At 72.3% G+C, this 23,228-nt stretch carries 25 protein-coding genes and 1 pseudogene; 16 read left to right on the top strand and 10 right to left on the bottom strand.

Features of this window, described 5'->3' with window-relative positions; all coding sequences use genetic code 11:
* The first annotated feature begins 62 nt into the window (after positions 1 to 62).
* From ACQPY4_RS28225 to ACQPY4_RS28215, 3 genes are all read left to right on the top strand, one after another.
* Positions 63 to 1,310: a sensor histidine kinase gene (locus tag ACQPY4_RS28225; RefSeq protein ID WP_433339052.1), complete on the top strand. Its 1,248-nt coding sequence runs from the start codon at positions 63 to 65 to the stop codon at positions 1,308 to 1,310.
* The gene (locus tag ACQPY4_RS28220) at positions 1,307 to 1,963 is read left to right on the top strand and encodes a response regulator (protein WP_433325820.1); all 657 of its coding nucleotides are present in this window, start codon (positions 1,307 to 1,309) and stop codon (positions 1,961 to 1,963) included. The genes ACQPY4_RS28225 and ACQPY4_RS28220 overlap by 4 nt, the downstream gene beginning before the upstream one ends.
* Positions 1,964 to 2,037: 74 nt before the next feature.
* Positions 2,038 to 2,973 carry an LLM class F420-dependent oxidoreductase gene (locus ACQPY4_RS28215; RefSeq protein ID WP_433325818.1) on the top strand — a complete coding sequence of 312 codons (936 nt, stop codon included), beginning with the start codon at positions 2,038 to 2,040 and terminating at the stop codon, positions 2,971 to 2,973.
* Positions 2,974 to 2,984: 11 nt separating this feature from the next.
* On the opposite strand, the pseudogene ACQPY4_RS28210 reads toward ACQPY4_RS28215, so the two are convergent.
* A pseudogene (locus ACQPY4_RS28210) lies at positions 2,985 to 3,104 on the bottom strand (VOC family protein); the annotation flags it as partial.
* Between the two features lie 159 nt (positions 3,105 to 3,263).
* On the opposite strand from ACQPY4_RS28210, the gene ACQPY4_RS28205 reads away from it, so the two are divergent.
* Complete coding sequence (locus ACQPY4_RS28205) at positions 3,264 to 4,358, top strand: hypothetical protein (protein WP_433325816.1); 1,095 nt, start codon at positions 3,264 to 3,266, stop codon at positions 4,356 to 4,358.
* On the opposite strand, the gene ACQPY4_RS28200 is transcribed toward ACQPY4_RS28205, so the two are convergent.
* Complete coding sequence (locus ACQPY4_RS28200) at positions 4,355 to 6,031, bottom strand: hypothetical protein (RefSeq protein WP_433325814.1); 1,677 nt, start codon at positions 6,029 to 6,031, stop codon at positions 4,355 to 4,357. The two genes, ACQPY4_RS28205 and ACQPY4_RS28200, sit on opposite strands and share 4 nt — an antisense overlap.
* Before the next feature lie 100 nt (positions 6,032 to 6,131).
* Between ACQPY4_RS28200 and ACQPY4_RS28195 the strand changes: the two genes are divergently transcribed.
* Genes ACQPY4_RS28195 through ACQPY4_RS28185 form a run of 3 tightly spaced genes read left to right on the top strand, consistent with a single transcriptional unit; the run spans position 6,132 to position 8,697 of the window.
* Positions 6,132 to 6,806 (top strand): response regulator, encoded by a 675-nt coding sequence (locus tag ACQPY4_RS28195; protein WP_433325812.1) that lies wholly within the window; start codon positions 6,132 to 6,134, stop codon positions 6,804 to 6,806.
* Entirely contained in the window at positions 6,803 to 8,221 is a 1,419-nt protein-coding gene (locus tag ACQPY4_RS28190; protein WP_433325810.1) for an ATP-binding protein, read from the top strand. The genes ACQPY4_RS28195 and ACQPY4_RS28190 overlap by 4 nt, the downstream gene beginning before the upstream one ends.
* The gene (locus ACQPY4_RS28185) at positions 8,218 to 8,697 is read left to right on the top strand and encodes a hypothetical protein (RefSeq protein WP_433325808.1); all 480 of its coding nucleotides are present in this window, start codon (positions 8,218 to 8,220) and stop codon (positions 8,695 to 8,697) included. The genes ACQPY4_RS28190 and ACQPY4_RS28185 overlap by 4 nt, the downstream gene beginning before the upstream one ends.
* Before the next feature lie 125 nt (positions 8,698 to 8,822).
* Here ACQPY4_RS28185 and ACQPY4_RS28180 read toward each other — a convergent pair whose 3' ends face one another.
* Positions 8,823 to 9,539, bottom strand: coding sequence for a metal-dependent hydrolase (locus tag ACQPY4_RS28180; protein WP_433325806.1), 717 nt, complete (start codon positions 9,537 to 9,539; stop codon positions 8,823 to 8,825).
* Positions 9,540 to 9,655: 116 nt separating this feature from the next.
* Complete coding sequence (locus ACQPY4_RS28175) at positions 9,656 to 10,009, bottom strand: winged helix-turn-helix transcriptional regulator (RefSeq protein WP_433325804.1); 354 nt, start codon at positions 10,007 to 10,009, stop codon at positions 9,656 to 9,658.
* Positions 10,010 to 10,097: 88 nt separating this feature from the next.
* On the opposite strand from ACQPY4_RS28175, the gene ACQPY4_RS28170 reads away from it, so the two are divergent.
* The gene (locus tag ACQPY4_RS28170; protein ID WP_433325802.1) at positions 10,098 to 10,721 is read left to right on the top strand and encodes an NAD(P)-dependent oxidoreductase; all 624 of its coding nucleotides are present in this window, start codon (positions 10,098 to 10,100) and stop codon (positions 10,719 to 10,721) included.
* A gap of 5 nt (positions 10,722 to 10,726) precedes the next feature.
* On the opposite strand, the gene ACQPY4_RS28165 is transcribed toward ACQPY4_RS28170, so the two are convergent.
* Positions 10,727 to 11,704 (bottom strand): ABC transporter substrate-binding protein, encoded by a 978-nt coding sequence (locus tag ACQPY4_RS28165; RefSeq protein WP_433325800.1) that lies wholly within the window; start codon positions 11,702 to 11,704, stop codon positions 10,727 to 10,729.
* Positions 11,705 to 11,796: 92 nt separating this feature from the next.
* On the opposite strand from ACQPY4_RS28165, the gene ACQPY4_RS28160 reads away from it, so the two are divergent.
* From ACQPY4_RS28160 to ACQPY4_RS28150, 3 genes are read left to right on the top strand one after another with little or no spacing between them, the layout of a single operon-like run.
* Positions 11,797 to 12,798 (top strand): FecCD family ABC transporter permease, encoded by a 1,002-nt coding sequence (locus ACQPY4_RS28160; RefSeq protein ID WP_433325798.1) that lies wholly within the window; start codon positions 11,797 to 11,799, stop codon positions 12,796 to 12,798.
* Positions 12,795 to 13,829, top strand: a complete 1,035-nt coding sequence (locus ACQPY4_RS28155; RefSeq protein WP_433325796.1) for a FecCD family ABC transporter permease — start codon at positions 12,795 to 12,797, stop codon at positions 13,827 to 13,829. The genes ACQPY4_RS28160 and ACQPY4_RS28155 overlap by 4 nt, the downstream gene beginning before the upstream one ends.
* Positions 13,826 to 14,662 (top strand): ABC transporter ATP-binding protein, encoded by an 837-nt coding sequence (locus ACQPY4_RS28150; protein ID WP_433325794.1) that lies wholly within the window; start codon positions 13,826 to 13,828, stop codon positions 14,660 to 14,662. The genes ACQPY4_RS28155 and ACQPY4_RS28150 overlap by 4 nt, the downstream gene beginning before the upstream one ends.
* On the opposite strand, the gene ACQPY4_RS28145 is transcribed toward ACQPY4_RS28150, so the two are convergent.
* From ACQPY4_RS28145 to map, 3 genes are all read right to left on the bottom strand, one after another.
* Complete coding sequence (locus ACQPY4_RS28145; protein ID WP_433325792.1) at positions 14,614 to 15,609, bottom strand: DNA polymerase ligase N-terminal domain-containing protein; 996 nt, start codon at positions 15,607 to 15,609, stop codon at positions 14,614 to 14,616. The genes ACQPY4_RS28150 and ACQPY4_RS28145 overlap by 49 nt on opposite strands.
* 19 nt (positions 15,610 to 15,628) lie before the next feature.
* A complete protein-coding gene (locus ACQPY4_RS28140; protein WP_433325790.1) occupies positions 15,629 to 16,252 on the bottom strand; it encodes a ComEA family DNA-binding protein in 624 nt (207 codons plus the stop codon).
* 115 nt (positions 16,253 to 16,367) lie between these two features.
* Positions 16,368 to 17,219, bottom strand: coding sequence for a type I methionyl aminopeptidase (map, locus tag ACQPY4_RS28135; protein WP_433325788.1), 852 nt, complete (start codon positions 17,217 to 17,219; stop codon positions 16,368 to 16,370).
* Between the two features lie 68 nt (positions 17,220 to 17,287).
* Between map and ACQPY4_RS28130 the strand changes: the two genes are divergently transcribed.
* Positions 17,288 to 17,458: a hypothetical protein gene (locus ACQPY4_RS28130; protein ID WP_433325786.1), complete on the top strand. Its 171-nt coding sequence runs from the start codon at positions 17,288 to 17,290 to the stop codon at positions 17,456 to 17,458.
* On the opposite strand, the gene ACQPY4_RS28125 is transcribed toward ACQPY4_RS28130, so the two are convergent.
* On the bottom strand, positions 17,455 to 18,039 hold the full coding sequence (locus tag ACQPY4_RS28125) for a hypothetical protein (RefSeq protein WP_433325784.1): 585 nt from the start codon (positions 18,037 to 18,039) through the stop codon (positions 17,455 to 17,457). The two genes, ACQPY4_RS28130 and ACQPY4_RS28125, sit on opposite strands and share 4 nt — an antisense overlap.
* A 91-nt stretch (positions 18,040 to 18,130) precedes the next feature.
* On the opposite strand from ACQPY4_RS28125, the gene npdG reads away from it, so the two are divergent.
* Both npdG and ACQPY4_RS28115 read left to right on the top strand, forming a co-directional pair.
* On the top strand, positions 18,131 to 18,823 hold the full coding sequence (gene npdG, locus ACQPY4_RS28120) for an NADPH-dependent F420 reductase (RefSeq protein ID WP_433325782.1): 693 nt from the start codon (positions 18,131 to 18,133) through the stop codon (positions 18,821 to 18,823).
* A 52-nt stretch (positions 18,824 to 18,875) separates the two neighbouring features.
* Positions 18,876 to 19,925 carry a potassium channel family protein gene (locus tag ACQPY4_RS28115; protein ID WP_433325780.1) on the top strand — a complete coding sequence of 350 codons (1,050 nt, stop codon included), beginning with the start codon at positions 18,876 to 18,878 and terminating at the stop codon, positions 19,923 to 19,925.
* 2 nt (positions 19,926 to 19,927) lie between these two features.
* Here the strand turns inward: ACQPY4_RS28115 and panB are convergent, their stop codons facing one another.
* On the bottom strand, positions 19,928 to 20,776 hold the full coding sequence (gene panB, locus ACQPY4_RS28110) for a 3-methyl-2-oxobutanoate hydroxymethyltransferase (RefSeq protein WP_433325778.1): 849 nt from the start codon (positions 20,774 to 20,776) through the stop codon (positions 19,928 to 19,930).
* 212 nt (positions 20,777 to 20,988) lie between these two features.
* Between panB and ACQPY4_RS28105 the strand changes: the two genes are divergently transcribed.
* Entirely contained in the window at positions 20,989 to 22,569 is a 1,581-nt protein-coding gene (locus ACQPY4_RS28105; protein ID WP_433325776.1) for an MFS transporter, read from the top strand.
* A 16-nt stretch (positions 22,570 to 22,585) separates the two neighbouring features.
* Positions 22,586 to 23,191: a TetR/AcrR family transcriptional regulator gene (locus tag ACQPY4_RS28100; RefSeq protein WP_433325775.1), complete on the top strand. Its 606-nt coding sequence runs from the start codon at positions 22,586 to 22,588 to the stop codon at positions 23,189 to 23,191.
* Positions 23,192 to 23,228 lie beyond the last annotated feature (37 nt).

Below are 23,228 nucleotides of genomic sequence, written 5' to 3'. Positions count from 1 at the left end.
GGCGCGGCGTCCCCCGAGCGGGGGAGTGGCGCGGCGCGCTGATCTGCGATTATCGAGGCGTGATGCGCGTAGTCCGGCTGCTGGCCCACCGGACCACCTGGCGGCGGTGGTCCTATCTGGTGGTGGGCGGCGCCCTGCTCATGCCGTACTGGTTCCTGAGCATGGTCGTGGTGGGGCTGATCCCCCTGCCGGGAGACCTGAAGAGCCTGGTGGGCGTCCCCCTGATCTTCCTGCTGCCGCTGCCCGCGACGTTCCTCACCGGGCTGGTCGGGCCGGTGCGGCTGCTGGAGGGGACGGCGGCCAAGGAACTGCTCGCGGGGCCCAGCTCGGCGCTGGCGCCCGCCCCCTCGCACTCCGGCGAGACCCGTTTCCGCACCGGCGTCTGGTTCTCGCTGCACCTGCACGTGGGGGTGATCCTCAGCGCGTTCAGCCTGGCGGTCCCGCCCATGGCCGTGGTGCTGCTGCTGTTCCCGTTCGTCGGGTTCGGCCTGGGCACCGAGGCGGAGAAGAGCCCCTTCTACGACTGGAAGCACAGCGACTACGTGTGGCTGGCGCCGTTCGCCGGGCTCACGCTGCTGTTCGTCCTGGTCGCGCTGATCATCATCGCCGGGATGACGCTGTCGTCCCTCGGGCCGCGGCTGCTCGGCCCTTCGGCCGCCGAGAAGCTGTCTGCGGCCGAGGCGCGGGCGCTCCGGCTGGCCGAGCGCAACCGGCTGGCCCGCGAGCTGCACGACTCGGTGGGGCACGCGCTCAGCGTGGTGACGCTCCAGGCGGGCGCGGCCGGACGCGTGCTCGACAGCGATCCGGCGTTCGCCCGCGAGGCGCTCGGCGCGATCGAGGAGTCGGCCCGCTCCGCGCTGGAGGACCTCGACCACGTCCTCGGCCTGCTCCGCGAGGACCCCTCGCGCGCGTCGGCGCCCCAGCCCACGCTGAAGGACCTGCAACGGCTGCTGGAGCAGTCCAGGATCGCCGGGGTCGAGCTGGACGCCGAGGTCGATCCGACCCTCGAACACGTGCCCGCGGCGGTGTCGCGGGAGGCGTACCGGATCGTCCAGGAGGGCCTGACCAACGCCCTGCGGCACGCGGGACGGGTGCCCGTCCGCCTGCATGTCGGGGTGCTCGACGACCGGCTGGAGCTGGAGATGAGCAATCCGCTGGGTGCCCGTCCCGCCGGACGCGACCACGGCGGCGGGCGCGGGCTCGGCGGCATCCGCGAGCGCGTCACCGTCCTGCGCGGCCGGATGGAGGCGGGCGCGGACGGCGACCGGTGGCGCATGGAGGTCTCGCTCCCGCTAAGGTCCGGATCATGACGATCAAGGTCCTGCTGGTGGACGACGAGCGCCTCATCCGGGCGGGGCTCGCGGCGATCATCGACGCCGAGCCCGATCTGACGGTGGTGGGGGAGGCGGCCGACGGGGCCGAGGTCCCCGGCCAGGTGTCGCGGCTGCGTCCCGACGTGGTGCTGATGGACGTGCGGATGCCCATGCTCGACGGCATCCAGGCCACCCGGCACCTGCTGGAGACCATGCCGGAGCCGCCGCGGATCATCGTGGTCACCACGTTCGAGAACGACGAGTACGTCTACGACGCGCTCAAGGCCGGGGCCAGCGGCTTCCTGCTCAAGCGCACCCGCCCGGAGGAGATCGTCCAGGCGATCCGGATGGTGTCGGGGGGCGACAGCCTGCTGTTCCCCGCCGCGATCCGCGCGCTGGCGGCCGAGCACGCGGGCGGCGACCAGGCGCCGCGCGGCGCGCGCTGGCACGAGCTGCTCACCGAGCGGGAGGCCGACGTGCTGCGCCTGATCGCCAAGGGTCACTCCAACGCCGAGATCGCGAGCGAGCTGTTCGTCAGCCCGCAGACGGTCAAGACGCATGTCGGCAACGTCCTGGCCAAGCTCCAGGCCCGCGACCGCACCCAGGCCGTGATCTTCGCGTACGAGACGGGCTTCATCGTTCCCGGCTGATCTCGCGGGCCGTCCTCTTACGCTGCGCGCGGACGGCATGGCGCCCGGGGCGCCGCGCCGTCAGGATGATCGTCATGAGGGACTTCCGGTTCGGCTTCAACTTCTTCGACATCAAGTCGCGCGACGACTTCCTGGCGTCCTGCCGCCGGGCCGAGGCCGTCGGCTACGACGTGGCGCTGGTGCCCGACCATCTGGGCTCGCCGGCGCCGTTCCCCACGATGCAGGCCGCGGCGGACGCCACCGAGCGGCTGCGGGTCGGCACGCTGGTGCTGAACGTCCCGTTCTGGAACCCGCACCTGCTGGCGCGCGAGGTCGCCACGGCCGACCGGCTCACCGGCGGGCGGGTCGAGCTGGGCCTCGGCTCGGGCCACATGAAGTGGGAGTTCGACACCGCCGGGATCGCGTGGGAGCCGTTCCGGGCCCGCGCCGAGCGGCTGGACAGCATGATCGACGAGCTCGGCGCGCTGTTCGCCGCGCCGGACTACCCCGAGCGCGTCCAGGCCCGCGCCCACTTCGGACTGGCGGCGCTCAAGCCCGTCCAGACCAGCGGGTTCGGCGGGCACGGGCCGCCGCTGCTGGTCGGCGGCACGGGCGACACCGTCCTGCGGATCGCGGCCGCCCGCGCCGACATCGTCGGGTTCACCGGCGCCTACCAGGTGAAGGGCCGGCCGCCGGGTTCGCTGCGGCTCGGGACGGCCGAGCAGGCGCTGGAGCGGGTCGCGTTCGTCCGCGAGCACGCCGGCGACCGGTTCGGCGATCTGGAGCTCAACTGCCTCATCCAACGGGTGACCGTCACGCCCGACCGGCGGGCCGCCGCCGAGGAGATGGTCGCGGAGTCACCGCACCTGACCGTCGAGGAGATGCTGGAGACCCCGTTCGTGCTGCTCGGAACCGAGCAGCAGATCGCCGAGCAGCTCCTGGAGAGCCGCGAGCGCTACGGGTTCACCAACTTCACCGTCCACAACCCGTTCATGGACGCCTTCGCCCCGGTGATCGAGCGCCTGCGGTAAGGGCGGAGAGGTCACTCCACGCAGAACTCGTTGCCTTCGGGGTCGAGCATGACGATCCAGTGCTCGCCCCACTGTCCCTCGCGGGCCTCGACGATCGCGGCGCCCGCCGCGGCCGGCCGCTCGGCCTCGGCGGTGACGCGGCGGCGCCGAACCCGGGCGGCGGGCGTGGGCCCAGAACCGCGACAGTCCGGCCTTTACCGGCGCGATCCTCAATCCCGGCTTACACGTCGTTTACCTGTGGTTCGTTAGAAATGAGGCAACAGAGGAGAAGGACAAACGATCGGGGGATCATGGACGCCGTAACTCTGTCCGACCTGCGCAAGCCGCGCGCCTACCCGGCCGTCTCGGTGCTCATGCCGACCTTCCGCCGCGCCCCGGAGAACAAGCAGGACCCCATCCGGTTGCGCAACCTCCTCAGCGAGGTCAGGAAGCGGCTGCGCGACGACACGCGGGTGGCGCCGGACGCCGCCGACGAGGTGGTGCGCGGCCTGGAGCTGGCGGCGGGCGAGATCGACCTGCGGCACGCCGCCGACGGGCTGGTGCTGTTCGCCGCGCCCGACGGCGAGCACCACGCGTTCAAGGTGGACCAGCCCGTGGACGAGCGCGTCGTCGTGGACAGCACGTTCGCGACCCGCGACCTCGTCGCCGCCTACACCCGCTCCTCGCGGTACTGGCTGCTGGTTCTCTCGGACGGACGGACGCGGCTGTGGGGCGGCGAGGGCGACGAGCTCACCGAGGTCCATGACGACGGCTTCCCACGCTCGCCCGACCCGATCGACGAGGAGACCACCGGACGGCACTCGCCGCGCGGCGCCCAGCACGGCGACGAGTACCACCGCCAGTACTTCCGCGAGATCCTGGCGTCGCTCGGCGCGGTCCTGTCCCGCGACCGCCGCCCGGTGATCGTCGCCGGGGTCACCCGGCACCAGGCGTTCTTCGACGAGCTGTCCGGGCCCGACGTCACCGTGGCGGGACGCGTCGACGGCAGCTTCGACGGCGCCCCCGCCAGCGTCCTGGCCGACCTGGCGCGTCCCGTCCTGCACGCCTACGAGGATCTGCGCGAGGTCGCCGTCCTCACCGAGCTGGAGGCCGCCCGGAGCCTCCAGCGCTACGCGGGCGGCCTCCTGGAAGTGATGGAGCTGGTGGGGCAGGGACGCGGCGAGCACCTGGTCGTCGAGCGCGGCTACTACGCCCCGGCCGTCCGCACCAACGGCGAGCTGCTGCCGGTGGACGGCCCGCTCGGCGCGCTCAAGGGCGACGGGGTGGTCGACGACGCCGTCGACGACATCATCGAGAGCACCCTCGAATACGGGGGCGAGGTCACCTTCGTCTCCGACGGCTTCCTGATCGACCACGACCGTATCGCCCTGGTCACCCGCTTCTAGCGGCAGCCGGGCCGGTACCAGACCGTCCAGGCCCCGGCCCGGTCGTCCGCGAGACGCCATCCTCGCGGACGGCCGGGCCAGGTCGCGTTCGCGTCGGTTCCGGCGGGACGGTTCACCACGACGGTGCAGATGCCAGGGGCCGGGTGCGTCCGGGCGTCGAAGGACGACAGCTCCGTCCACCACACCGGGTGCGCCAGCTTGACCGGCGCGTACCAGGGGAGCGACCGGTCGAGCGCGACGCCCCCGGTCGCGAGCGGCAGCGGAGGCGGCGGACCGGGCCGCCGCAGGTCCAGGCCGAAGATGTGCACCAGGGCGCCCACGTTGATCGCGAGCAGCAGCGCCGCGATCGACGGGCCCGGCGCGCGCCGCAGCGCCAGGAAGGCGACGAGCAGCCCGGCGGTGGCGGCGGTGGCCCCCGCGAGGTCGAAGCCCGTCCGGTCGCCGGTGAGGAACTGGATCTCCGGGAAGTCGAACCCGATGTAGGCGTGGGTGCGCAGCCGTTCCCCGGCGTACCACCGGACGCCGAGGGCCGTCCCGGCCAGGACGGCGCCCGCGATCAGGGCCAGCCCGGCCGCCCTCCGGAGCGGGAGCCGGACCAGCGCCGCGATCCCGGCCAGCGCGTAGACAACGGCGAGGCAGGCCAGGTAGCGGCCGTAGACGAAGTTGCCCACCCGGTGCTCGTCGGGGAGCGCCGCCGAGGACGCGACGGCGATCCCGCCCGTGAGCGCGAGCAGCGCCGCCGCCATCACGCGGGTGTCGCGCCGCCCGAGCGCGGCGGCGACGGCCACCAGCCCGATCCCGCCCAGCCCCCACGTCGCCGCCACCAGGTACCAGATCTGGCCCGCCGCGCCGGACGAGGCCCAGGCCAGCCCGTCCGCCGAGGTCAGCCGGGTCGTGACGTTGGCCGCCAGGTCACGGGTGCCGTCCGGGTAGAGCGCGCCCGCGACCAGGCCGTTGAACGCGCTGCCCCCCGCCTGGCCCGCCGCCGCCAGGCCGAGGCCGATCAGCGACGCCCGGCGCCCCCGTCCCCGGACCGCCAGGAAGATCAGCACCGCCGCGTGCACGGCGAGGAGGACCTGGCCGCGCGAGTGCGTGGCGGAGGCGTACACGGCGACGAGGGTCGCGCCGACGGCCGCGTGCGCGCTCCCGAAGCGCACGTGCCGGTCCAGCGTCAGCGCCCAGGCCAGGACGACCACCGGCAGGACGGCGTCCGCCAGCGCGAACGCGCCGAAGAACGTCGCCGCGGGCAGCAGCGCCGCCGCCCAGGCCGACGGCAGCGCCGTCGCGCGCGGAAGGCCCAGGCGCCGCGCCGCCAGGTAGCCCAGCGGGAACGCCAGCGCCCCGATCAGCGCGTTGATCACCATGACGGCCGTGTAGACCTCCGCCGGATCGTGCGTCACCGCGTGGACCGGAGCCAGCAGCACCGGGTAGGCGCCCTGGTAGAGCGTGTTGCCCGACAGGTCGGCGCCCGGCCCGCCCGCCAGCCACCGGGCGGCCACCAGATAGCCGGTCTCGTCGGGATCGGCGGCGGGCGCGACGCGGGCCCGGGCGAGGCAGAGCCGTAGGCACACCTGGGCGAACCAGCCCGCCACGAGCAGCCACGGCAGCCGTCCCGTCCGGCGCGCGGGCACGGGCGTCTCGGCCGTCGGCGGTCGGGTCATCAGGAGGGTCATGGGCCCACCGTCGCGACGGATCGTCCCGGCACCGTCGCCGAAATATCCGGATCTCGTGACAGACCCGAATCAAGATCCCCGATAGGTCGATAATGCGAACGTGGCGCGCATCCTGTTCGTCGAAGACGACCCTTCCGCCCGGGCGGCGCTGGAGATGGCGCTCACCCGCCAGGGGCACAGCGTGACCTCGCGCGCGACCGGCGAGGAGGGGCTGGACGCGCTGCGCGCCCGCCGCCCGGAGATCGCCGTGCTCGACGTCATGCTCCCCGGCATCGACGGGATCGAGGTGTGCCGCCGGGTCCGGCGCGAGGACACCCTCCCGGTCATCCTGCTCACCGCGCGCGGCGACGACCTCGACATCGTCCTCGGCCTGGAGGCGGGTGCCGACGACTACGTGGTCAAGCCCGTCGAGCCCCGGGTGCTGGACGCCCGGATCCGCGCCGTCCTGCGCCGCGCCGACCAGACCCACACCGACCGGGCGGCCTTCGGGAACCTGGTGATCGACCGGACCTCGCTCAAGGTCAGCAAGGACGGCCGGGACGTCCGCCTCACCCCGACCGAGCTCCGCCTGCTGCTCGAACTCGCCCGCCGCCCCGGCCGGGCGATGACCCGCCAGCAACTGCTCGCCGCCGTCTGGGAGCACACCTATCCGGGGGACTCCCGGCTCGTGGACGCCTGCGTCCAGCGCGTCCGGGCCAAGATCGAGGACGAGCCCGCCGAGCCGTTCTTCATCGAGACCGTCCGCGGCTTCGGCTACCGCTTCACCGCGCCGTGAAGGGCGGCTGGTACGCGAGCCTGCGGCTGCGCCTGGCCACGGCCTTCGTCGCCGTCGCCCTGCTGGCCTCGGTCCTGGCGTCCGGCATCGCCTATCCGCTCGTGCGCACCGCGATGGTCCAGCGCACGCAGGACGCGCAGCTGACCGAGGTCCGCCAGACGATCTCGCGGTTCGTGCCCACCACGATCCCCACGGACTCGGGACGGGAGATCGCGCGGAGGGTGGAGAACGCCCTCAGAACACCGAACGGGGATCGGCGCGCCTGGGCGACGCCCCTTCTCGTCACCCGTGAGACGCCCCTCACCCCGCCCCCCGGGAGCCTGCATGTGCCGCTCGACCGCGCGTTCGTCGCCGCGCTGCGGGACGGGATGAAGTTCCGGCGGGTGATCCACAAGGGCAGGCCGTACCTCCTGATCGGCGCCATACCGGCGAACTACGTGACGGACGGGTACGAACCAGACCGGGCTCAGCCCCCGGTGCTGGTGGTGTCGGTGAGCCTGCACCGCGAAGAGGCCGATCTGCGCTCCTTCACCCGATCCCTCGCCATCGCCGACGCCGCCGCCCTTCTGCTGGCGCTGGTCCTGGCGCACCTGGCCACGCGCGGCGTGCTGCGCCCGGTGCGCCACCTGGGCCGGGCCGCCCGCGCGCTCGGCGACGGAGAGCTGCACACCCGTGTCGATGTACGCGGCCGGGACGAGCTGGCCGACCTGGCCCGGACGTTCAACGCCACGGCCGAGGCCCTGGAACGGACCGTGACCGAGCTGCGGGCGATCGAGGCGGCCTCGCGCCGGTTCGTCGCCGACGTCTCCCACGAGCTGCGCACCCCGCTGACCTCCATGGTCGCCGTGACCGACCTCATGGCCGAGGAGCCCGCCGCGGCCGCGCTCGTGGCCGCCGAGACCCGGCGGCTCGGGCAGCTGGTCGAGCACTTGATCGAGGTCAGCCGGTTCGACGCGGGCGCGGCGTCCCTCGTCCTGGACGACGTGGACGTGATGGAGGCGATCGCCCGGACCCTGGCGTCCCGGGGGTGGTCCGGCCGCCTGGAGGTGGACGGCCCGGCCCGGCTGACCGTCCGGCTCGACCCGCGCCGCTTCGACGTCATCGTCGCCAACCTCGTGGGCAACGCGCTCGGGCACGGGCGTCCGCCCGTCCGGCTGGAGGTCCGGGAGGCCGGCGGGGTCGAGCTGGTCGTCACCGACGCGGGGCCCGGCATCCCGGACGACCTCCTTCCGGTCGTGTTCGACCGGTTCGTCAAGGGCGAGGCGGCGCGGGCGCAGAGCGAGGGGAGCGGTCTGGGCCTGTCCATCGCCCGCGAGAACGCCCTGCTGCACGGTGGCACCCTCGGCGCGGCCAACGTCCCCGGCGCGGGAGCGATGTTCACGCTGTGGATCCCCGCCGGGCGGGAGGAGCAGTGAAAGCGAAAACGGCGCTCGCCCTGATGCTCATCTGCCTGTGCGCCTGCGGGATCCGCCCGACGGGGACCATCGGCGCCGGGCCGGGGCCCGCCGCCGCCGCGCCGAACACGTCGGTGGCGATCTACCTGATCAATCCGGCGGGAAAGCTCGTCGCCGTGACGCGACCGGGGTTGGTGGGCGACCCCTACTACCCGGTCGTCCAGCTCCTCGGCCGGCCCACGACCCAGGAGCGGCGCTGGGGCCTGCGCAACGAGGTCCCCCAAAGACGCGCCGCCCACTTCGACCATCCCGCCGAGAAGAGTCTCAGCATCACGCTGGAGGACGACCTGCCCTGGACCAGGCTCGCCCAAGCCCAGGTCATCTGCACGGCCATGACCATCCCCCGAGTCGCGCGGGTCCGCCTGATATTCGTGCGGACCGGCAGCACACGGTACCTGCCCTCACGAACCTGTGAGGACTATCGTGACCTGCGCTGAAGGGGTTACCAACAAAACGGCAACAATAATCGGCTCATCCCGGGAACCAGAGAGGCCACCGCCGAGTCCTAGTCATGTGAGAGGGCTTTGGGCGATGGTGGGTCGCCCAGAGCCTTCTCGTGTTTTCAGCCCTTGGTGAGCCATCGGGTGGTGATGTCGCCCAGCACCGAGCGGATGGTCAGGATGGCCACGCCGAGGGTCAGGATCGGGGACACCACCCAGCGCTCCACCTTTCCGTCCGTCACCGGGATCACCGGGACGATGGTCCGCCACTTCATCGGCCAGAAGACCGGGCAGCCCCGGGGTGTCAGGCAGTCGCCGACGACATGGGCCAGGCAGCCGAGCGCGATCGCGAAGCCCGCGAACGACATGTCCAGGTCGTGCATCAGGAAGACGGCCAGGGCCGCGACGGCGCAGTCGGCCAGCGCGGACTGCGGCTCCTTGCCCTCGAAGTCCAGGCCGATGCCGCGCAGGCCGAACCCGACGATGACGAAGAGCGCGGCCCACCACCCGTATTCGAAATGCGTGGCCAGGGCGTCCATCGCCAGGCCCATCGCGACCGCGAAGAAGATGGAGTGGGTGGCCTGCCGGTGGCCGCCGGAGATCTTCCCGACCCACTTGCACATGTGCTTGGTGATCGGGCCGAAGGTGTTGGCGATGCGCCCGTTGTGGTGGTCGATGTCGGGCAGCAGCGCCGCGCCCGCGCAGACCACCGCGCCCGCGATCAGCTGGGCGGGGGACAGGTGGATGGCGTGGTCGCCCAGCAACCTGTCCTGGCTGAGAAGGGGAACCGCTCCGAGCCACACCAGCGCGCCGCTGAGGGCGTGCGTCTGCCCCATCATCTACGGTTCCCCCGCCTTCATATCCAATTGATCAATACGGCCGGACTCTAGCCGTTTGCCGATCTTCATCGACGATGGCACGCCGATTGGATGTGGCGGGATTTGTACTGGTTCCGTCAGGCGTCACGCGACGCGCGCGCGAACATGACCTCTTCGACGTTTTTCTCGGCCCAGTCGGCGATGGCCTGGATCGGCGTGCGCAGGGACGCGCCCAGCGGGGTCAGCGTGTACTCCACGCGCGGCGGGACTTCGGCGAAGACCTCGCGGGTGAGGAGGCCGTCGTGCTCCATGGCCCGCAGCGTCTGCGTCAGCACCTTCGGCGTGACGCCGCCGATCATGTTCCGCAGCTCGGTGAACCGGCGCGGCCCGTCCTGGAGGCACAGGACGACGAGCACGGACCACTTGTCGCCGATCCGGTCGAGGACCAGCCGGGTGGGGCAGTTCGGGTCGAAGGCGTCGCCGGAGCTCATAGTTTCCAAAGGGTACCAATGGCACGTTGAAGTAACCAGTATCCAATGGATACCTTCCAGCCAACAGCCCTTCCAGGAGGTCGTAACCATGAGAGTTCTGCTGATCGGCGCGAGCGGGATGATCGGAAGCCGCGTCGCCACCGAGGCCCGCGCCCGCGGTCACGAGGTCACCGGCGTCACTCGTAGCGGCGCGGACGGAACCGAGAGGGCCGAGGCCGCCGACGCCGATGCCGTGGCCGCTCTGGCCAAGGGCCACGACGCGGTCGTCCTCGCCATCGCTCCGCCCCGCGACGGCTCCGCGACCGCCCCGCCGCTCCTGGCCGCCGGACGCGCGGTCCTGGAGGCGCTTCGGCAGTCCGGCGTCCGCCGCCTCCTGATCGTGGGCGGCGCGGGCAGCCTCGAAGTCGCGCCCGGCTCGCGGCTGGTCGACCACCCCGACTTCCCCGAGCTCTACAAGCAGGAGTCCCTCGCTCAGGCCGAGCTCCTGGAGCTCGTCCGGCGGGAGGCGGCCGACCTCGACTGGACCTACATCTCGCCCGCCGCCCAGATCGAGCCCGGCCCGAGGACGGGCGCCTTCCGCGTCGGCGGCGACCAGTTCCTCACCGACGCCGAAGGCAGGAGCGAGATCAGCGCCGAGGACTACGCCGTCGCTCTGATCAACGAGCTGGAGACCCCCGCCGCCCTCCAGCGCCGCATCAGCGTCGCCTACTGACCCGGCTACTGCCGGGCCGGCGGCACGTCGAAGAACTCGGCGAGGTCGTCGAGGATGGCATGGGCGCCCTGGAGGCCCACGGCGCTCATCCAGGTGATGTCGGCGACATCGTGCTTCTTGCCCTTGAGACGCGTCCAGAGCGGGTTGGAGGTGAACTTGGACTGGGTCTGGGCGGACTTCTTGGCCTCGTCGGGATAGGTGGCCAGGAAGATGTGGTCGGCGTCGACGTCGCGGATGCGCTCCTCGCTCAGGTTGACCGAGATCTTGGAGTCGGTGGGCTGTCCCTTGGGGCGGGGGAACCCGGCGTCCTTGAAGACGACGCCCGAGTAGGAGTTCTCGGTGTAGAGCCGGATGGTGGGCTCGTCGACGAAGCGCACGATCGAGACCGTGGGGAGCGTGCCGCCGTTCTTCTGGCCGATGGCCGTGCCGACGGTCCTGGCGCGGGTCTCGTAGGCCTTGAGGCGCTGGTCGGCGAGCTGCTCCTTGCCCAGGGCCTTGGCCGTGAGGCGGACGTTGTCCTTCCAGATCGCGCCGGTGGTCTCGCTGAAGACGGTCGGGGCGATCTTGGAGAGCTTGCCGTAGAGGGCCTCGTGGCGGACCTTGGCCGAAAGGATCAGGTCGGGCTTGAGCGCGCTGATCTTCTCCAGGCTCGGCTCGGTGAGCGTGCCGACCGAGGTGGCCTTGGCGCCGTGCTTGCGCCCGGCCTCGCCGAGGTGCTCGGGGAGCTTGTCGGTGATCGAGCGGTAGGAGGTGTAGCCGTACACGTCGGCGTCGAGGCTGACCGCGGCGTCGACGAACGCCTGGTCGAGCGCGACGATCCGCTTGGGCTCCTTGAAGATCTTGGTGGTGCCCATCGCGTGCTGGACGGTGCGCAGCGGCTTTCCGGCGTCCTCGTCGGACGAGCCGCAGGCCGCGAGCCCGAGCGTGGACAGGGCGGCGAGCGCGAGCCCGGTGGCCGCCCGCCGGAGCCGTGACATCCTCATCTATGCTTCCTTCTCGGTTAGGTGAGCCTTGCCTGATTAAGGCAAGGCTCACCTAACCATAAGCTGACCTGGGGCGGAACGAGGGGGGTACGTTGGCGCTGCGACGGCATCGGCTCGCCGTGCTCGGCGGTCTCCTCGCGCTGACCGCCCTGGCGGCCGTGGGGAGCGTCGCGCTGGGATCGCGCGCGATCTCGCTGCCCGACGTGTGGAACGCGATCTTCAGCCCCGGGGGCAGCGAGCACGACGACATCATCCGTTCCCTGCGGGTGCCGCGCACGGCGTTCGGCCTCCTGGCGGGGACGGCGCTCGGCGTGGCCGGAGCGCTCGTCCAAGGCCACACGCGCAACCCGCTCGCCGACCCCGGGCTCCTCGGGGTCACCCAGGGCGCGGCCTTCGCGATGGTGCTGGGGATCTTCACGCTCGGGATCACGAGCCCCGGCACCTACCTCTGGTTCGGGTTCGCGGGCGCGCTGATCGCCAGCGCGCTGGTCTTCGCGCTGGGCGGCGCGGGACGGGGCGGCGCCACGCCGCTGACGCTCGCCCTGGCCGGGGCCGCCGTGACGGCGATGCTGCACGGGATGGTCGCCGGGCTCGTCCTGATCGACCAGCAGGCCATGGACACCTACCGGTTCTGGCAGGCGGGCGCGCTGGCCGGACGCGACTCCGGCGTCCTGCCGCAGCTGCTGCCCTTCGTCCTGGCGGGCCTGGTCCTGGCCATGCTGAACGCGACGGGGCTCAACGCGCTGGCGCTGGGCGAGGACGTGGCGCGCTCCCTCGGCCACCGGATCCCGCTGACCCGCGCCGTGGGCATCGCCGCGATCACGCTGCTGACCGGCGCCGCGGTGGCGGCGTGCGGGTCCCTGGCGTTCCTCGGCCTGGTCGTGCCGCATCTGGCGCGGTCGCTCTCGGGGCCCGACCACCGGTGGCTGCTGCCGTTCTCCGGCCTCATCGGGGCGGCGCTGCTGCTGACGGCCGACGTCGTGGGGCGCCTGGTGATCCGTCCGGACGAGCTGGAGGTGGGCATCATGCTCGCGCTGATCGGCGGGCCGTTCTTCATCGGGCTGGTCCGCCGCCGCAGGCTGGTGCGGCTGTGAGCGCGCTGACGGTGCGGGCCGCCCGGGTGTCGTTCCGGGTGCGGCCGCGCGAGGTGCTGGTGGTGGTCGTGGGGCTGGCCGTCCTGGCGCTGCTGATGCTCCTCAACATCGGACGCGGCGACCAGCACATCGGCATCGGCGAGGTGTTCGCCCCCGAGAACCGCTTCGTGGTGATGGAGCTGCGGCTGCCGCGTGTCCTGACCGGCGCGCTGGTCGGGGCGGCGCTCGGGCTCGCGGGAGCGCTGACGCAGACCATCTCGCGCAACGCGCTGGCGGGCCCGGACACGCTCGGCATCACCGCGGGCGCGAGCGTCGCGGTCGTCTCGATCACCGTGGCCACCGGGAGCGCCGCCGGTGGCGCGGGCGGGACGGTCGCCGCGCTGGGCGTCCCGCTGGCCGCCCTCATCGGCGGGCTGGTCAGCGGGATCGCGGTCTACTCGCTGGCCTGGCGGCGCGGACTGGACGGATACCGGCTCGTCCTGGTCGGCATCGGGTTCTCCGGCGTCGCGGCCAACATCAAGTGGTGGCTGCTGACCCTCGGCGACGTCAACGACGCCGGACGGGCGATGGCCTGGATCACCGGGAGCCTCAACGCCCGCGGCTGGGAGCACGTCCGTCCGGTCGGGCTCGCGCTGGCCGTGCTGGTCCCGCTGGTGGCGATCGGCGCGTTCACCCTCGGGACGCTCCGGCTGGGCGACGAACCGGCGCGCGGCCTCGGCCTGCGGGTCGACCGCGACCGGTCCCTGCTGCTGCTCGCCGCGATCGCGCTGGCCTCGGTCGCGACCGCCGCGGCGGGCCCGGTGGAGTTCGTCGGGCTCGCGGCGCCGCAGATCGCGCTGCGGCTGGCCGGGACGGGACGCCCGCCGCTGATGGGCTCGCTGGTCACCGGGGCCGTCCTCACCGTCGGCGCCGACCTGGTCGCGCGCACCGCGTTCCCCGTCGAGCTGCCGGTCGGCGTCGTCACCGCCGTGCTCGGCGCGCCCTTCCTGCTCTACCTGCTCGTCCGGTCCCGTCGAAAGGCGACCCTGTGACCACCCCGGCAACGACGTCCCTGGCGGCGCACGACCTCACGCTCGGCTACGCCGGGGCGCCGGTCGTCGACGGCCTCTCCCTCGACCTGGACGGGGGCATCACGGCGATCATCGGCCCGAACGGCTGCGGCAAGTCGACGCTGCTGCGCGGACTCGGGCGGCTGCTGAAGCCGCGCGGCGGCCAGGTCGTGCTGGACGGCCGCGACATCGCCCGGCTGCCCACCAAGGAGGTGGCGCGGCGCATGGCCGTCCTGCCGCAGGCGCCGCAGGCCCCCGAGGGCCTCACGGTCGCCGACCTGGTGGCGCGCGGGCGCCATCCGCACCAGGCCTGGTACCGGCAGTGGTCGCCCGGCGACGAGAAGGTGGTCGACGCGGCGCTGGCCAGGACCGACATGCTGGAGTTCGCCGACCGCCCGCTGGACGAGCTGTCGGGCGGCCAGCGGCAGCGGGTCTGGATCTCGATGGCGCTGGCCCAGGACACCCCGCTGCTCCTGCTCGACGAGCCCACCACCTACCTCGACCTGGCCCACCAGGTGGAGGTGCTCGAACTCGTCCGCCGCCTGCACGAGGAGGACGGCCGGACGATCGTGATGGTGCTGCACGACCTGAACCTGGCGGCCCGGTACGCGGGGCAGCTGGTCGCCATGCGCGACGGCGCGGTGGTGGCGCGGGGCGGGCCCGAGGAGGTCCTGACCGAGGAGCGGCTGGACGCGGTGTTCGGCCTGGCCGCCAAGGTCATCACCGATCCCGTCAACGGGACGCCGCTGGTCATCCCGCTCTCGGGTCAGGACGCCACGAAGCGCCAGGTCCCGGGCCGCTCGCCGGGCTCGTAGGGCGAGTCGAGGCGCTTGGCGACCACGCCGGGCAGGCCCTGCTCGCGGGCCGCGTCGCGGACGGCCCCGCCGTCGCCGGGGAACCAGGGCGAGGTCTGCCAGCGAGGGCCGTTGAGGTCGAGGTCGTCCAGGCGGGAGCGGCGCTCCTCGTACGGCTCCTCGAAGAGCGGGTGGCCGTCGAGGTGGAGCAGATCGAAGATCAGATAGACCTCGCGGCCGTCCACGGTGGCCAGCTCGCCGTCCAGCACGGCCGGACGGACGCCGAGCGACGCGCCCAGCCGTGCCCCGAGCCCGGCGGGCCCGCCCACCTTGCGTCCCTCGCCGTCGGTGAAGCGGGTGCGGCCGCCTTCGACAAAGGCGAGCAGGCGGCGCCCGTCCCAGGCGAACTCGAACGCGTAACGGGCCTGGTCGCGGGGGAGACGCTGCTTCTCCTCGGGCTCCATGGCCAGGACGCGGTCGGGGAGCGGCTCGGCGTCGGGGTCGGCGGGCGGGTCCATCCGATGGATCATCCAGTTCTTGCCGCCGGTCTTGAACAGGACGTACTTCCCCGTCACCCGGCTTCCGGACAGGACGATCATCACCTCGCGGTCGGACCACTTCTCGGTCTCGTACGTCCCGCGGTCCCAGATCGTCATCGTCCCGCCGCCGTACTCGCCGCGCGGGATCTCGCCCTCGAACGTGGCGTACTCCAGCGGATGGTCCTCGGTGTGGACGGCGAGGTGGTTGGTCTTGGGGTCGGCCGGGATGCCCTTGGGAACGGCCCACGACACCAGGACCCCGTCGCGCTCCAGCCGCAGGTCCCAGTGCAGGCTGCGGGCGTGGTGCTCCTGGATCACGAAGGTGTCGTCGTCGCCCTGGGGAACCGGCCCCGACGCGGGGACGGGCTCGGGCGTCTTACGGGCGTCGCGTTTGCCCCGGTACTCGGTGAGGCGGTCGTGGTCGGCCACGCCGGGGATGTACCCGATTTCAGCGGATGAAGACGGCGTAGTCGGCCACGTCGGAGGTGAGGGCGGGCGGCAGCCCGGCCAGCGCGGACAGCTCCTCGGCCGACACGAAGCCGCCCGCCTCCTCGCGCACCCGCTCGATCTTCTCGGCCAGCGGCCGGGTGATGCCCGGGAGCTGCATCAGGACCTCGACCGGGGCGTGGTTGACGTCGATCAGCCCGCCGTCCTTGAACTGGTGCGGCAGGTCGGGACGGCCGATCCGCAGCTCGCGGGCCAGCCCGGGGTCGCCCGCCGCCAGCTCGCGGGCCTTCTGCCGCAGCAGCCGCTGCTGCCTGACCCGCTCGATCACGGCCTCGTTGTCGATGCCCGACAGGCCGTCCGGGTCGAACACCCGCCGCCTGATCAGGAACGCGTGCGTCGTCCCGACGATGGCCAGGACGAAGATCAGCACACCGACGGCCTTCTGGCTGCCGTCGTCGTCGCCGTAGTCCGGCAGCAGCGACAGCATCAGCACGAACGCCGCGAGGTAGGCCAGCGACGACACCAGCAGATGCGCCGTGCGCCGCCACAGCAGCGCGGCGAGGAAGGTGAACGGGGTCGCGTAGCCGAAGGTCAGCACCGGCAGCGCCGCCCAGGTCACGCTCATGGCGGCTCGCCCCGGGGGCATGTCGTCGGACGGAACACGCGGTTCGTAGGGCGAGGGCACCTTCATCGAGTTGTCTCCCGAGCCGGTCTGGGCGGTGGGCTCCGTCCGGGGACGGTCAGGGAAGTGTCAGGATCTCATGGCCGTCGTCGGTGACCAGGATCGTGTGCTCGAACTGCGCGGTGCGCTTGCGGTCCTTGGTGACGACGGTCCAGCCGTCCTTCCAGATGTCGTAGTCGAACCCGCCGAGCGTGAGCATCGGCTCGATCGTGAACGTCATGCCGGGCTGGATCAGCGTGGTGGCGCTCGGGTCGTCGTAGTGCGGCACGACCAGGCCCGAGTGGAACGTGGTGCCGATGCCGTGGCCGGTGAAGTCGCGGACGACGCCGTAGCCGAACCGCTTGGCGTAGGACTCGATGACGCGTCCGACCACGTTGAGGGCGCGTCCCGGCGCGACGGCGCGGATGCCGCGCATCATCGCCTCGCGGGTGCGCTCGACCAGCAGCCGCGACTCCTCGTCCACCTCGCCGCACAGGAACGTCGCATCGGTGTCGCCGTGGACGCCGTCGATGAACGCGGTGATGTCGATGTTGATGATGTCGCCGTCGCGCACCACGGTGTCGTCCGGGATGCCGTGGCAGATCACCTCGTTGATCGAGGTGCACAGCGACTTGGGGAAGCCCCGGTAGCCGAGCGTCGAGGGGTAGGCGTCGTGGTCGAGCAGGTACTCGTGGCCGATGACGTCCAGCTCGTCGGTGGTGATGCCGGGCCGGATGTTCTTCCCGACCTCCTCCAGCGCCCGTGCCGCGATCTTGCCCGCCACCCGCATCCTCTCGATGATCTCGGGCGTCTTGACGTCGGGCTCGCCGGTCTTGGGGCGCTTCTTGCCCACGTACTCCGGACGCGGGATGTGCGCGGGAACCTTTCGCATGGGCGATACCCGGCCGGGTCGGAGAAGTTGGGTCGTCATATTCAGCGAGTGTAGTCAGCCCGATCCGGGCACGAATCGGGAAGGCGGGGCAAGATCGGAGGATGTCGATGACCGAGAACGACGGCGACTGGTGGTTCTGTCTCAAGCACATGAAGGTCGAACACGGCCCGGGCTGCCCGAACAAGGACCGCATGGGCCCCTACGACGACCAGGACGCGGCCGCGCACGCCCTGGAGAAGGCGCGCGAGCGCAATCGCCAGTGGGAGCGCAACGGCTAGTCGGCCGTCTGCGGGCCGCTCACCGCGTCCAGGAGGCGGGCCAGGCGGCCGCGCAGGCCCCGCTTGCCGGGCTCCTGCCCGGCCGCGGCGCTGACCAGGTGCTGGGCCGCGTCGAACGAGACCAGCGCCTCGTCCGGCGGGACGGTCAGCGCCTCGTGGGCCAGGCCCCGCAGTTCCTTGTCGCCCCCTTCGAGCGCGAGGATCACCGCGCCGGTGCGGCGGGCGTCGTCCACCCGCTCCAGCAGCGGGACGGGGGCGTCCTCCTCGGCGACGACGAACAGCGTCTCTCCCCGGCGGGCCGCCTCCAGCCGCTCAAGACCGATCTTCAGATGCGCGGGCGCGTCCGGCGGCGGCGACCAGCGCACCAGCGTCGGCGCCAGGCCGGGGGCGTCGCCCAGGCGGCTCTCGTCGTCCAGATGGGCCGCCAGATGCCAGGGGTCCTCCGCCGGAGTGCCGACCAGCAGCAGGCCCCCCGGGGTCCGGGCGCTCTTGCGCACGGCACGGCCGAACTCGCCGGTGCGCTCCAGCCACCCGGTGGCCGCCAGCACTTCGCGCAACAGAGTGACCTGCTCGGAATCCACGCCTCCATGGTGCCCCAAACGGTGTCCCGCACCGGGTGTTTCGCCAACCCGGGGAAACCCGCCCACCCAGGCCCCTGGCAGACTCGGCCGCATGACTGAGCAGCAGAAGAGCCCCCACGACCTGCCCGACGCCTCCGGCCTGACCATCGGCATCCTCGGCGGCACCGGTGACCAGGGCAAGGGGCTGGCCCGCCGGTTCGCGCTCGCGGGCCACCAGGTGACGATCGGGTCGCGCAAGGCCGAGCGCGCCCAGCAGGCCGCCGACGACCTCGGCGCCGACCTGCGCGTGCGCGGCGCCGAGAACCCCGTCGCCGCCGGCGAGTCCGACGTCGTGATCATCGCGGTGCCCTGGGACGGGCACAGGGCGACGCTGGAGTCCCTGCGCTCGGAGCTGGCCGGGAAGATCGTCGTCGACTGCGTGAACCCCCTGGCCTTCGAGAAGGGCAAGGGCATGTACGCGCTGCCGGTCGAGGAGGGCAGCGCCGCCCAGCAGGCCGCCGCGGTCCTGACCGAGAGCCGCGTGGTCGCCGCCTTCCACCACGTCTCCGCCAAGCTGCTGCTCGACCCCGAGGTGGGGGAGATGGAGCTGGACGTCCTGGTCCTCGGCGACGACCGCGAGGCCACCGACCTGGTCCAGGCCCTGGCCGGCCGCATCCCCGGCATGCGCGGCGTCTACGGCGGCCGCCTGCACAACGCCCACCAGGTCGAGGCGTTCACCGCCAACCTGATCTCCATCAACCGCCGCTACAAGTCCCACGCGGGCCTGCGAATCACCGACGTCTGAGCGGCCGTGCCGTGCGGGGTGGGGGAGTGGGGCGCTGGTACGGTCTTGCAGCGTGAGCGCGGGGGATGGGGCGGGCGGCCGGCCGCGGGTATTGCTGCCCTCGGCGCGCACGGGGCCGATGCGGGCGGTGCTGCAACGGGTCGGCGTCGCGTTCGCCCTGCTGCTGGCCGTGGTCGCGGCGGTGTACGCCGATCGGGACGGGTATCGCGACTCCGCGGGCGGGCCGCTGTCGCTGCTCGACTGCTTCTACTACGCGACCGTGTCGGTCTCGACCACCGGCTACGGCGACATCACGCCGGTCAGCCCGTTCGCGCGGCTGATCAACACGATCTTCATCACCCCCGTCCGGGTGCTGTTCCTCATCGTCCTCGTCGGGACGACCCTGGAGGTGCTCGCCGAGCGCACCAGGGCGGACTGGCGCGAGTCCCGCTGGAGGGCCAGGGTGCGCGACCACGTCGTCGTCGCGGGCTACGGAACCAAGGGCCGTAGCGCCGTCAAGAGCCTGCTCAGCACCGGGGTCGACCGCGACTCGGTGGTGGTCGTCGACCCCGACCCGCGGGTGGTGGCCGAGGCCGCCGAGGCGGGCCTGGTGGGGGTCGTCGGCGACGCCACGCGCCGCTCGGTGCTGCGCCAGGCGGGCGTCCACCGGGCGCGCGAGGTCATCGTGGCCAGCGACCGCGACGACACCGCGGTGCTGATCACGCTGACCGCGCGGCAGCTCAACCCGGGCGCGGGCATCCAGGCGGCGGTCCGCGAGTCCGAGAACGTCCCGCTGCTGCGCCAGAGCGGGGCCGACCACGTGATCACCTCGTCCGAGGCAGCGGGACGGCTGCTCGGCGTGGCCACCAGCCAGCCGTACGTCAGCGAGGTCATCGAGGACCTGCTCGAACAGGGCAGCGGCCTCGACCTCGTCCAGCGCGACGTCACGCCGGACGAGGTCGGAGGACCGATCGGCGGCGTCGGGGAGCCCGCGATCGCGCTGGTGCGCGACGGCCGGACGCTGCCCTACGACGACGCCGCGTGCGCCCGCCTCCAGACGGGCGACCGCCTCATCGTGGCGCGGTCGTCCCATCGGGTGACGCGGGACGCTCCCGACCAGTAGGTCTAGTGGTAGGCGTGTTCGGGGGACGGGAAGACGCCGCCCACGACCTCGTCGGCGTACGCGCGCGCGGCGTCGCCCAGGACGGTCTGGAGGTCGGCGTACTTCTTGACGAACTTGGCGGTGTGCGGGGTGAGCCCGGCCATGTCCTGCCACACCAGGACCTGGGCGTCGGTCACGTCGCCCGCGCCGATGCCGATCGTGGGGATCGACAGCGAGGCGGTCACCCGGGCGGCCAGCTCTTCGGGGACGCATTCCAGCACGACGGCGAAGGCGCCCGCGGCCTCCAGTGACTTGGCGTCGGCCATGAGTTCGTCGCCCGCCTGGCCGCGTCCCTGGACGCGGTAGCCGCCCAGGGCGTTCACCGACTGCGGGGTGAGGCCGAGGTGGCCCATCACCGGGATGCCGGCCGCGACCATCGCCTCGGCCTGGGGCAGGACGCGCCGTCCGCCCTCCAGCTTGACCGCGTGCGCGCCGGTCTCCTTGAGGAAGCGGGTGGCGGTCGCCAGGCCGTCGGAGACGCCGGTCTGGTAGGAACCGAACGGGAGGTCGGCCACCACCATCGCGCGCTTGGAGCCGCGCACCACGGCCGCCGTCAGCGGGATGAGGTCGTCGACCGTGACGGGGATCGTGGAGTCGTAGCCGTAGACGACCATCGCGGCCGAGTCGCCGACCAGCAGGACGGGGATGCCCGCCTCGTCGAAGACCCGCGCGGTGAGCGCGTCGTAGGCGGTGAGCATGGGCCACTTCTCGCGGCGCTCCTTGGCGGCCGCGATGTCCCTGACGGTGACCCGTCGTCCACCCTTGCCGCCGTACAGAGCGGTCGGCTGGGCTTTCGAAGCAGACGAAGACATGGAGAACCTCCGAAGTCTCGAGGCGCCACGGTGGCGTACCCGGACGAGATCGATGGTGCCACTTGGAAAACGATTCTGGTACCCCCGAAATTCCTGGGTGCCCTCCGCTGTTGATACGAAACGCTACGGTTGCGTATCTGACTCAACCGGTACTACGCTACTTACGAAACGCCAACGTATCGTTCAACCGTTCCACCCCCGCAGGGAGAGATGTGGATTCCGCCACAATCCAGCGCAGGCGCTGGTACATCCTCGGCGTGCTGACGCTCAGCCTGCTCGTCGTGGTCCTCGACAACACGATCCTCAACGTCGCCCTCAAGACCATCGCCGACCCGCACGAGGGCCTGGGGGCCACGCAGTCCGAGCTGGAGTGGTCGATCAACTCCTACACGCTCGTGTTCGCCGGGCTGCTGTTCACCTTCGGGGTGATCGGCGACCGGATCGGCCGCAAGCGCGTGCTCATGGCCGGCATGGTCGTGTTCGCGATCTCCTCGCTGCTGTCGGCCTACGCGCAGAACCCCGACCAGCTCATCTGGGCCCGCGCTCTCATGGGCCTGGGCGGCGCGGCGATCATGCCGCAGACGCTCTCGATCATCACCAACGTCTTCGAGCCGCACGAGCGCGGCCGCGCCATCGGCATCTGGGCCGGGGCGGTCGGCCTGGCCGTCGCGATCGGCCCGGTCACCGGCGGGCTGCTGCTGGCCCACTTCTGGTGGGGCTCGGTCTTCCTGATCAACGTCCCGGTCATCGCGGCCAGCCTGGTGCTCCTGGCGTTCCTGGTGCCCGAGTCGCGCAACCCCACCCCCGGACGACTCGACCCGATCGGCGTCCTGCTGTCGATCGTGGGCCTGGTCGCCCTGTCCTACGGCATCATCCAGGGCGGCGAGAAGGGCGAGTGGGTCCAGGCCGGAGTGCTCGGCCCGATCGCGGCCGGAGCGGCCGTGCTGGCGGCCTTCGTCTGGCACGAGGCCCGCACCGACCACCCCGCCTTCGACGTCCGGCTCTTCCGCGACCCGCGCATGTCAGCTTCGGTGGCCTCCATCGCGCTGTGCTTCTTCGGGGCCGCGGGCGTGTTCTTCTTCTCCAACTTCTACATGCAGTCGGTCCGCGGCCTCTCGCCGCTCCAGTCCGGCCTGATGGTGGTCCCGTTCGCCGTCGCCCAGCTGATCTTCTCGCCGATCAGCGCGTCGACGGTCCGCCGCTTCGGCGCCAAGGCCGTCTGCACCACCGGCCTGCTCATGGTCAGCGGCGCCCTCGCCGCCTACCAGTTCGTCGGCATCGGCACCCCGCTGTGGATCCTCGGCGCGATCTTCTTCGTCCAGGGCGCGGGCATGGCCAACGTCATGCCGCCCGCCACCGAGGCCGTCATGTCCGCGCTGCCGCGCGAGAAGGCGGGCGCCGGATCGGCGATCAACAACACCGCCCGCCAGGTCGCGGTGGCGCTCGGCGTCGCCGTCCTCGGCTCGGTGATCGCCTCGGTGTACCGCGGCGACCTCAAGGAGCGGCTCGCCGCCCTGCCCGAGGGGTCCCGCGAGGCCGCCGGGCAGTCGATCGAGGGCGCCCACGCGGTCGCCGCCCGCCTCGGACCGGCGGGCGAGGGGCTCGTCGAACCGGCCAACGCCGCGTTCGTCCACGCCATGCACACCACCTCGGTCGCGGCCGCCGCGATCACGTTCGCCGCCGCGCTGGTCGTCCTGAAGTGGATGCCCGGCAAGGGCGCCGCCGCCTCGCACGACATCGTCCCGGACGATGCGCGCGACGAGGCGGACCGCAAGCAGACCACGGCGGTGTGAGAATAATGTGGCCGCGATGACTGAGACGACTGACCCGCCGGTCGCCCCCCGTGCCCCCGGGCGGCCCCGCAGTGAGCGGGCCGAGAAGGCGATTCTTGACGCGACCCTCGAACTGCTGGCCGCCGAGTCCGGGGTGGACGGCGTGTCGATCGAGGCCGTGGCCGCCCTGGCGGGGGTGGCCAAGACCACGATCTACCGCCGCTGGCCCAACAAGGAGGCGCTGATCGTCGGCGCGCTCGCCGAGGCCAAGGCGCCCCTGCCCGAGCCGCGGGGCGAGTCGGTCCGCGACGACCTGCTGGCCATCGCCGAGGCCATCGCGGCCGGGCGCAACGCCCGGCACTCGCGCTGCTTCTGGAACGTCCTGGGCAGCCACGAGAAGTACCCCGGGCTCTACGAGCGGTACTACCAGCAGGTGATCCAGCCGCGCCGCGAGACGGTCTTCTCCGTGCTGCGCGCCGGCATCGCCCGCGGCGAGCTGCGCCCCGACATCGACCTGGAGGTCGTCAACGGCCTGCTGGTCGGCCCGTTCCACGTGCCGCGTCCGGGCGCCCCGCTGCCCGACGGATACGCCAGGAAGGTCGTCGAAACGGTGCTGCGCGCCATCGGGACCGAGCGCTCGTAGCGCGAAACGCGCGCCGAATCGGCGTGGTAAGCGTGAT

Source organism: Spirillospora sp. CA-294931 (genome assembly GCF_050946795.1).
GTDB lineage: Bacteria > Actinomycetota > Actinomycetes > Streptosporangiales > Streptosporangiaceae > Spirillospora.
The sequence above is the reverse complement of the archived record's forward strand: the minus strand, read 5'-3'. Positions and strand labels throughout refer to the sequence as shown.

What these genes read in the sequence shown, in the direction of transcription:
- ACQPY4_RS28130 (WP_433325786.1), top strand. Translation starts at nt 17,288, where the DNA reads ATGACCGAGAACGACGGCGACTGGTGGTTCTGTCTCAAGCACATGAAG.
- ACQPY4_RS28140 (WP_433325790.1), bottom strand. Translation starts at nt 16,252, where the DNA reads ATGAGCGTGACCTGGGCGGCGCTGCCGGTGCTGACCTTCGGCTACGCG.
- ACQPY4_RS28205 (WP_433325816.1), top strand. Translation starts at nt 3,264, where the DNA reads ATGGACGCCGTAACTCTGTCCGACCTGCGCAAGCCGCGCGCCTACCCG.
- ACQPY4_RS28170 (WP_433325802.1), top strand. Translation starts at nt 10,098, where the DNA reads ATGAGAGTTCTGCTGATCGGCGCGAGCGGGATGATCGGAAGCCGCGTC.
- ACQPY4_RS28175 (WP_433325804.1), bottom strand. Translation starts at nt 10,009, where the DNA reads ATGAGCTCCGGCGACGCCTTCGACCCGAACTGCCCCACCCGGCTGGTC.
- ACQPY4_RS28225 (WP_433339052.1), top strand. Translation starts at nt 63, where the DNA reads ATGCGCGTAGTCCGGCTGCTGGCCCACCGGACCACCTGGCGGCGGTGG.
- npdG (WP_433325782.1), top strand. Translation starts at nt 18,131, where the DNA reads ATGACTGAGCAGCAGAAGAGCCCCCACGACCTGCCCGACGCCTCCGGC.
- panB (WP_433325778.1), bottom strand. Translation starts at nt 20,776, where the DNA reads ATGTCTTCGTCTGCTTCGAAAGCCCAGCCGACCGCTCTGTACGGCGGC.
- map (WP_433325788.1), bottom strand. Translation starts at nt 17,219, where the DNA reads ATGACGACCCAACTTCTCCGACCCGGCCGGGTATCGCCCATGCGAAAG.
- ACQPY4_RS28215 (WP_433325818.1), top strand. Translation starts at nt 2,038, where the DNA reads ATGAGGGACTTCCGGTTCGGCTTCAACTTCTTCGACATCAAGTCGCGC.
- ACQPY4_RS28100 (WP_433325775.1), top strand. Translation starts at nt 22,586, where the DNA reads ATGACTGAGACGACTGACCCGCCGGTCGCCCCCCGTGCCCCCGGGCGG.
- ACQPY4_RS28200 (WP_433325814.1), bottom strand. Translation starts at nt 6,031, where the DNA reads ATGACCCTCCTGATGACCCGACCGCCGACGGCCGAGACGCCCGTGCCC.
- ACQPY4_RS28180 (WP_433325806.1), bottom strand. Translation starts at nt 9,539, where the DNA reads ATGATGGGGCAGACGCACGCCCTCAGCGGCGCGCTGGTGTGGCTCGGA.
- ACQPY4_RS28220 (WP_433325820.1), top strand. Translation starts at nt 1,307, where the DNA reads ATGACGATCAAGGTCCTGCTGGTGGACGACGAGCGCCTCATCCGGGCG.
- ACQPY4_RS28165 (WP_433325800.1), bottom strand. Translation starts at nt 11,704, where the DNA reads ATGAGGATGTCACGGCTCCGGCGGGCGGCCACCGGGCTCGCGCTCGCC.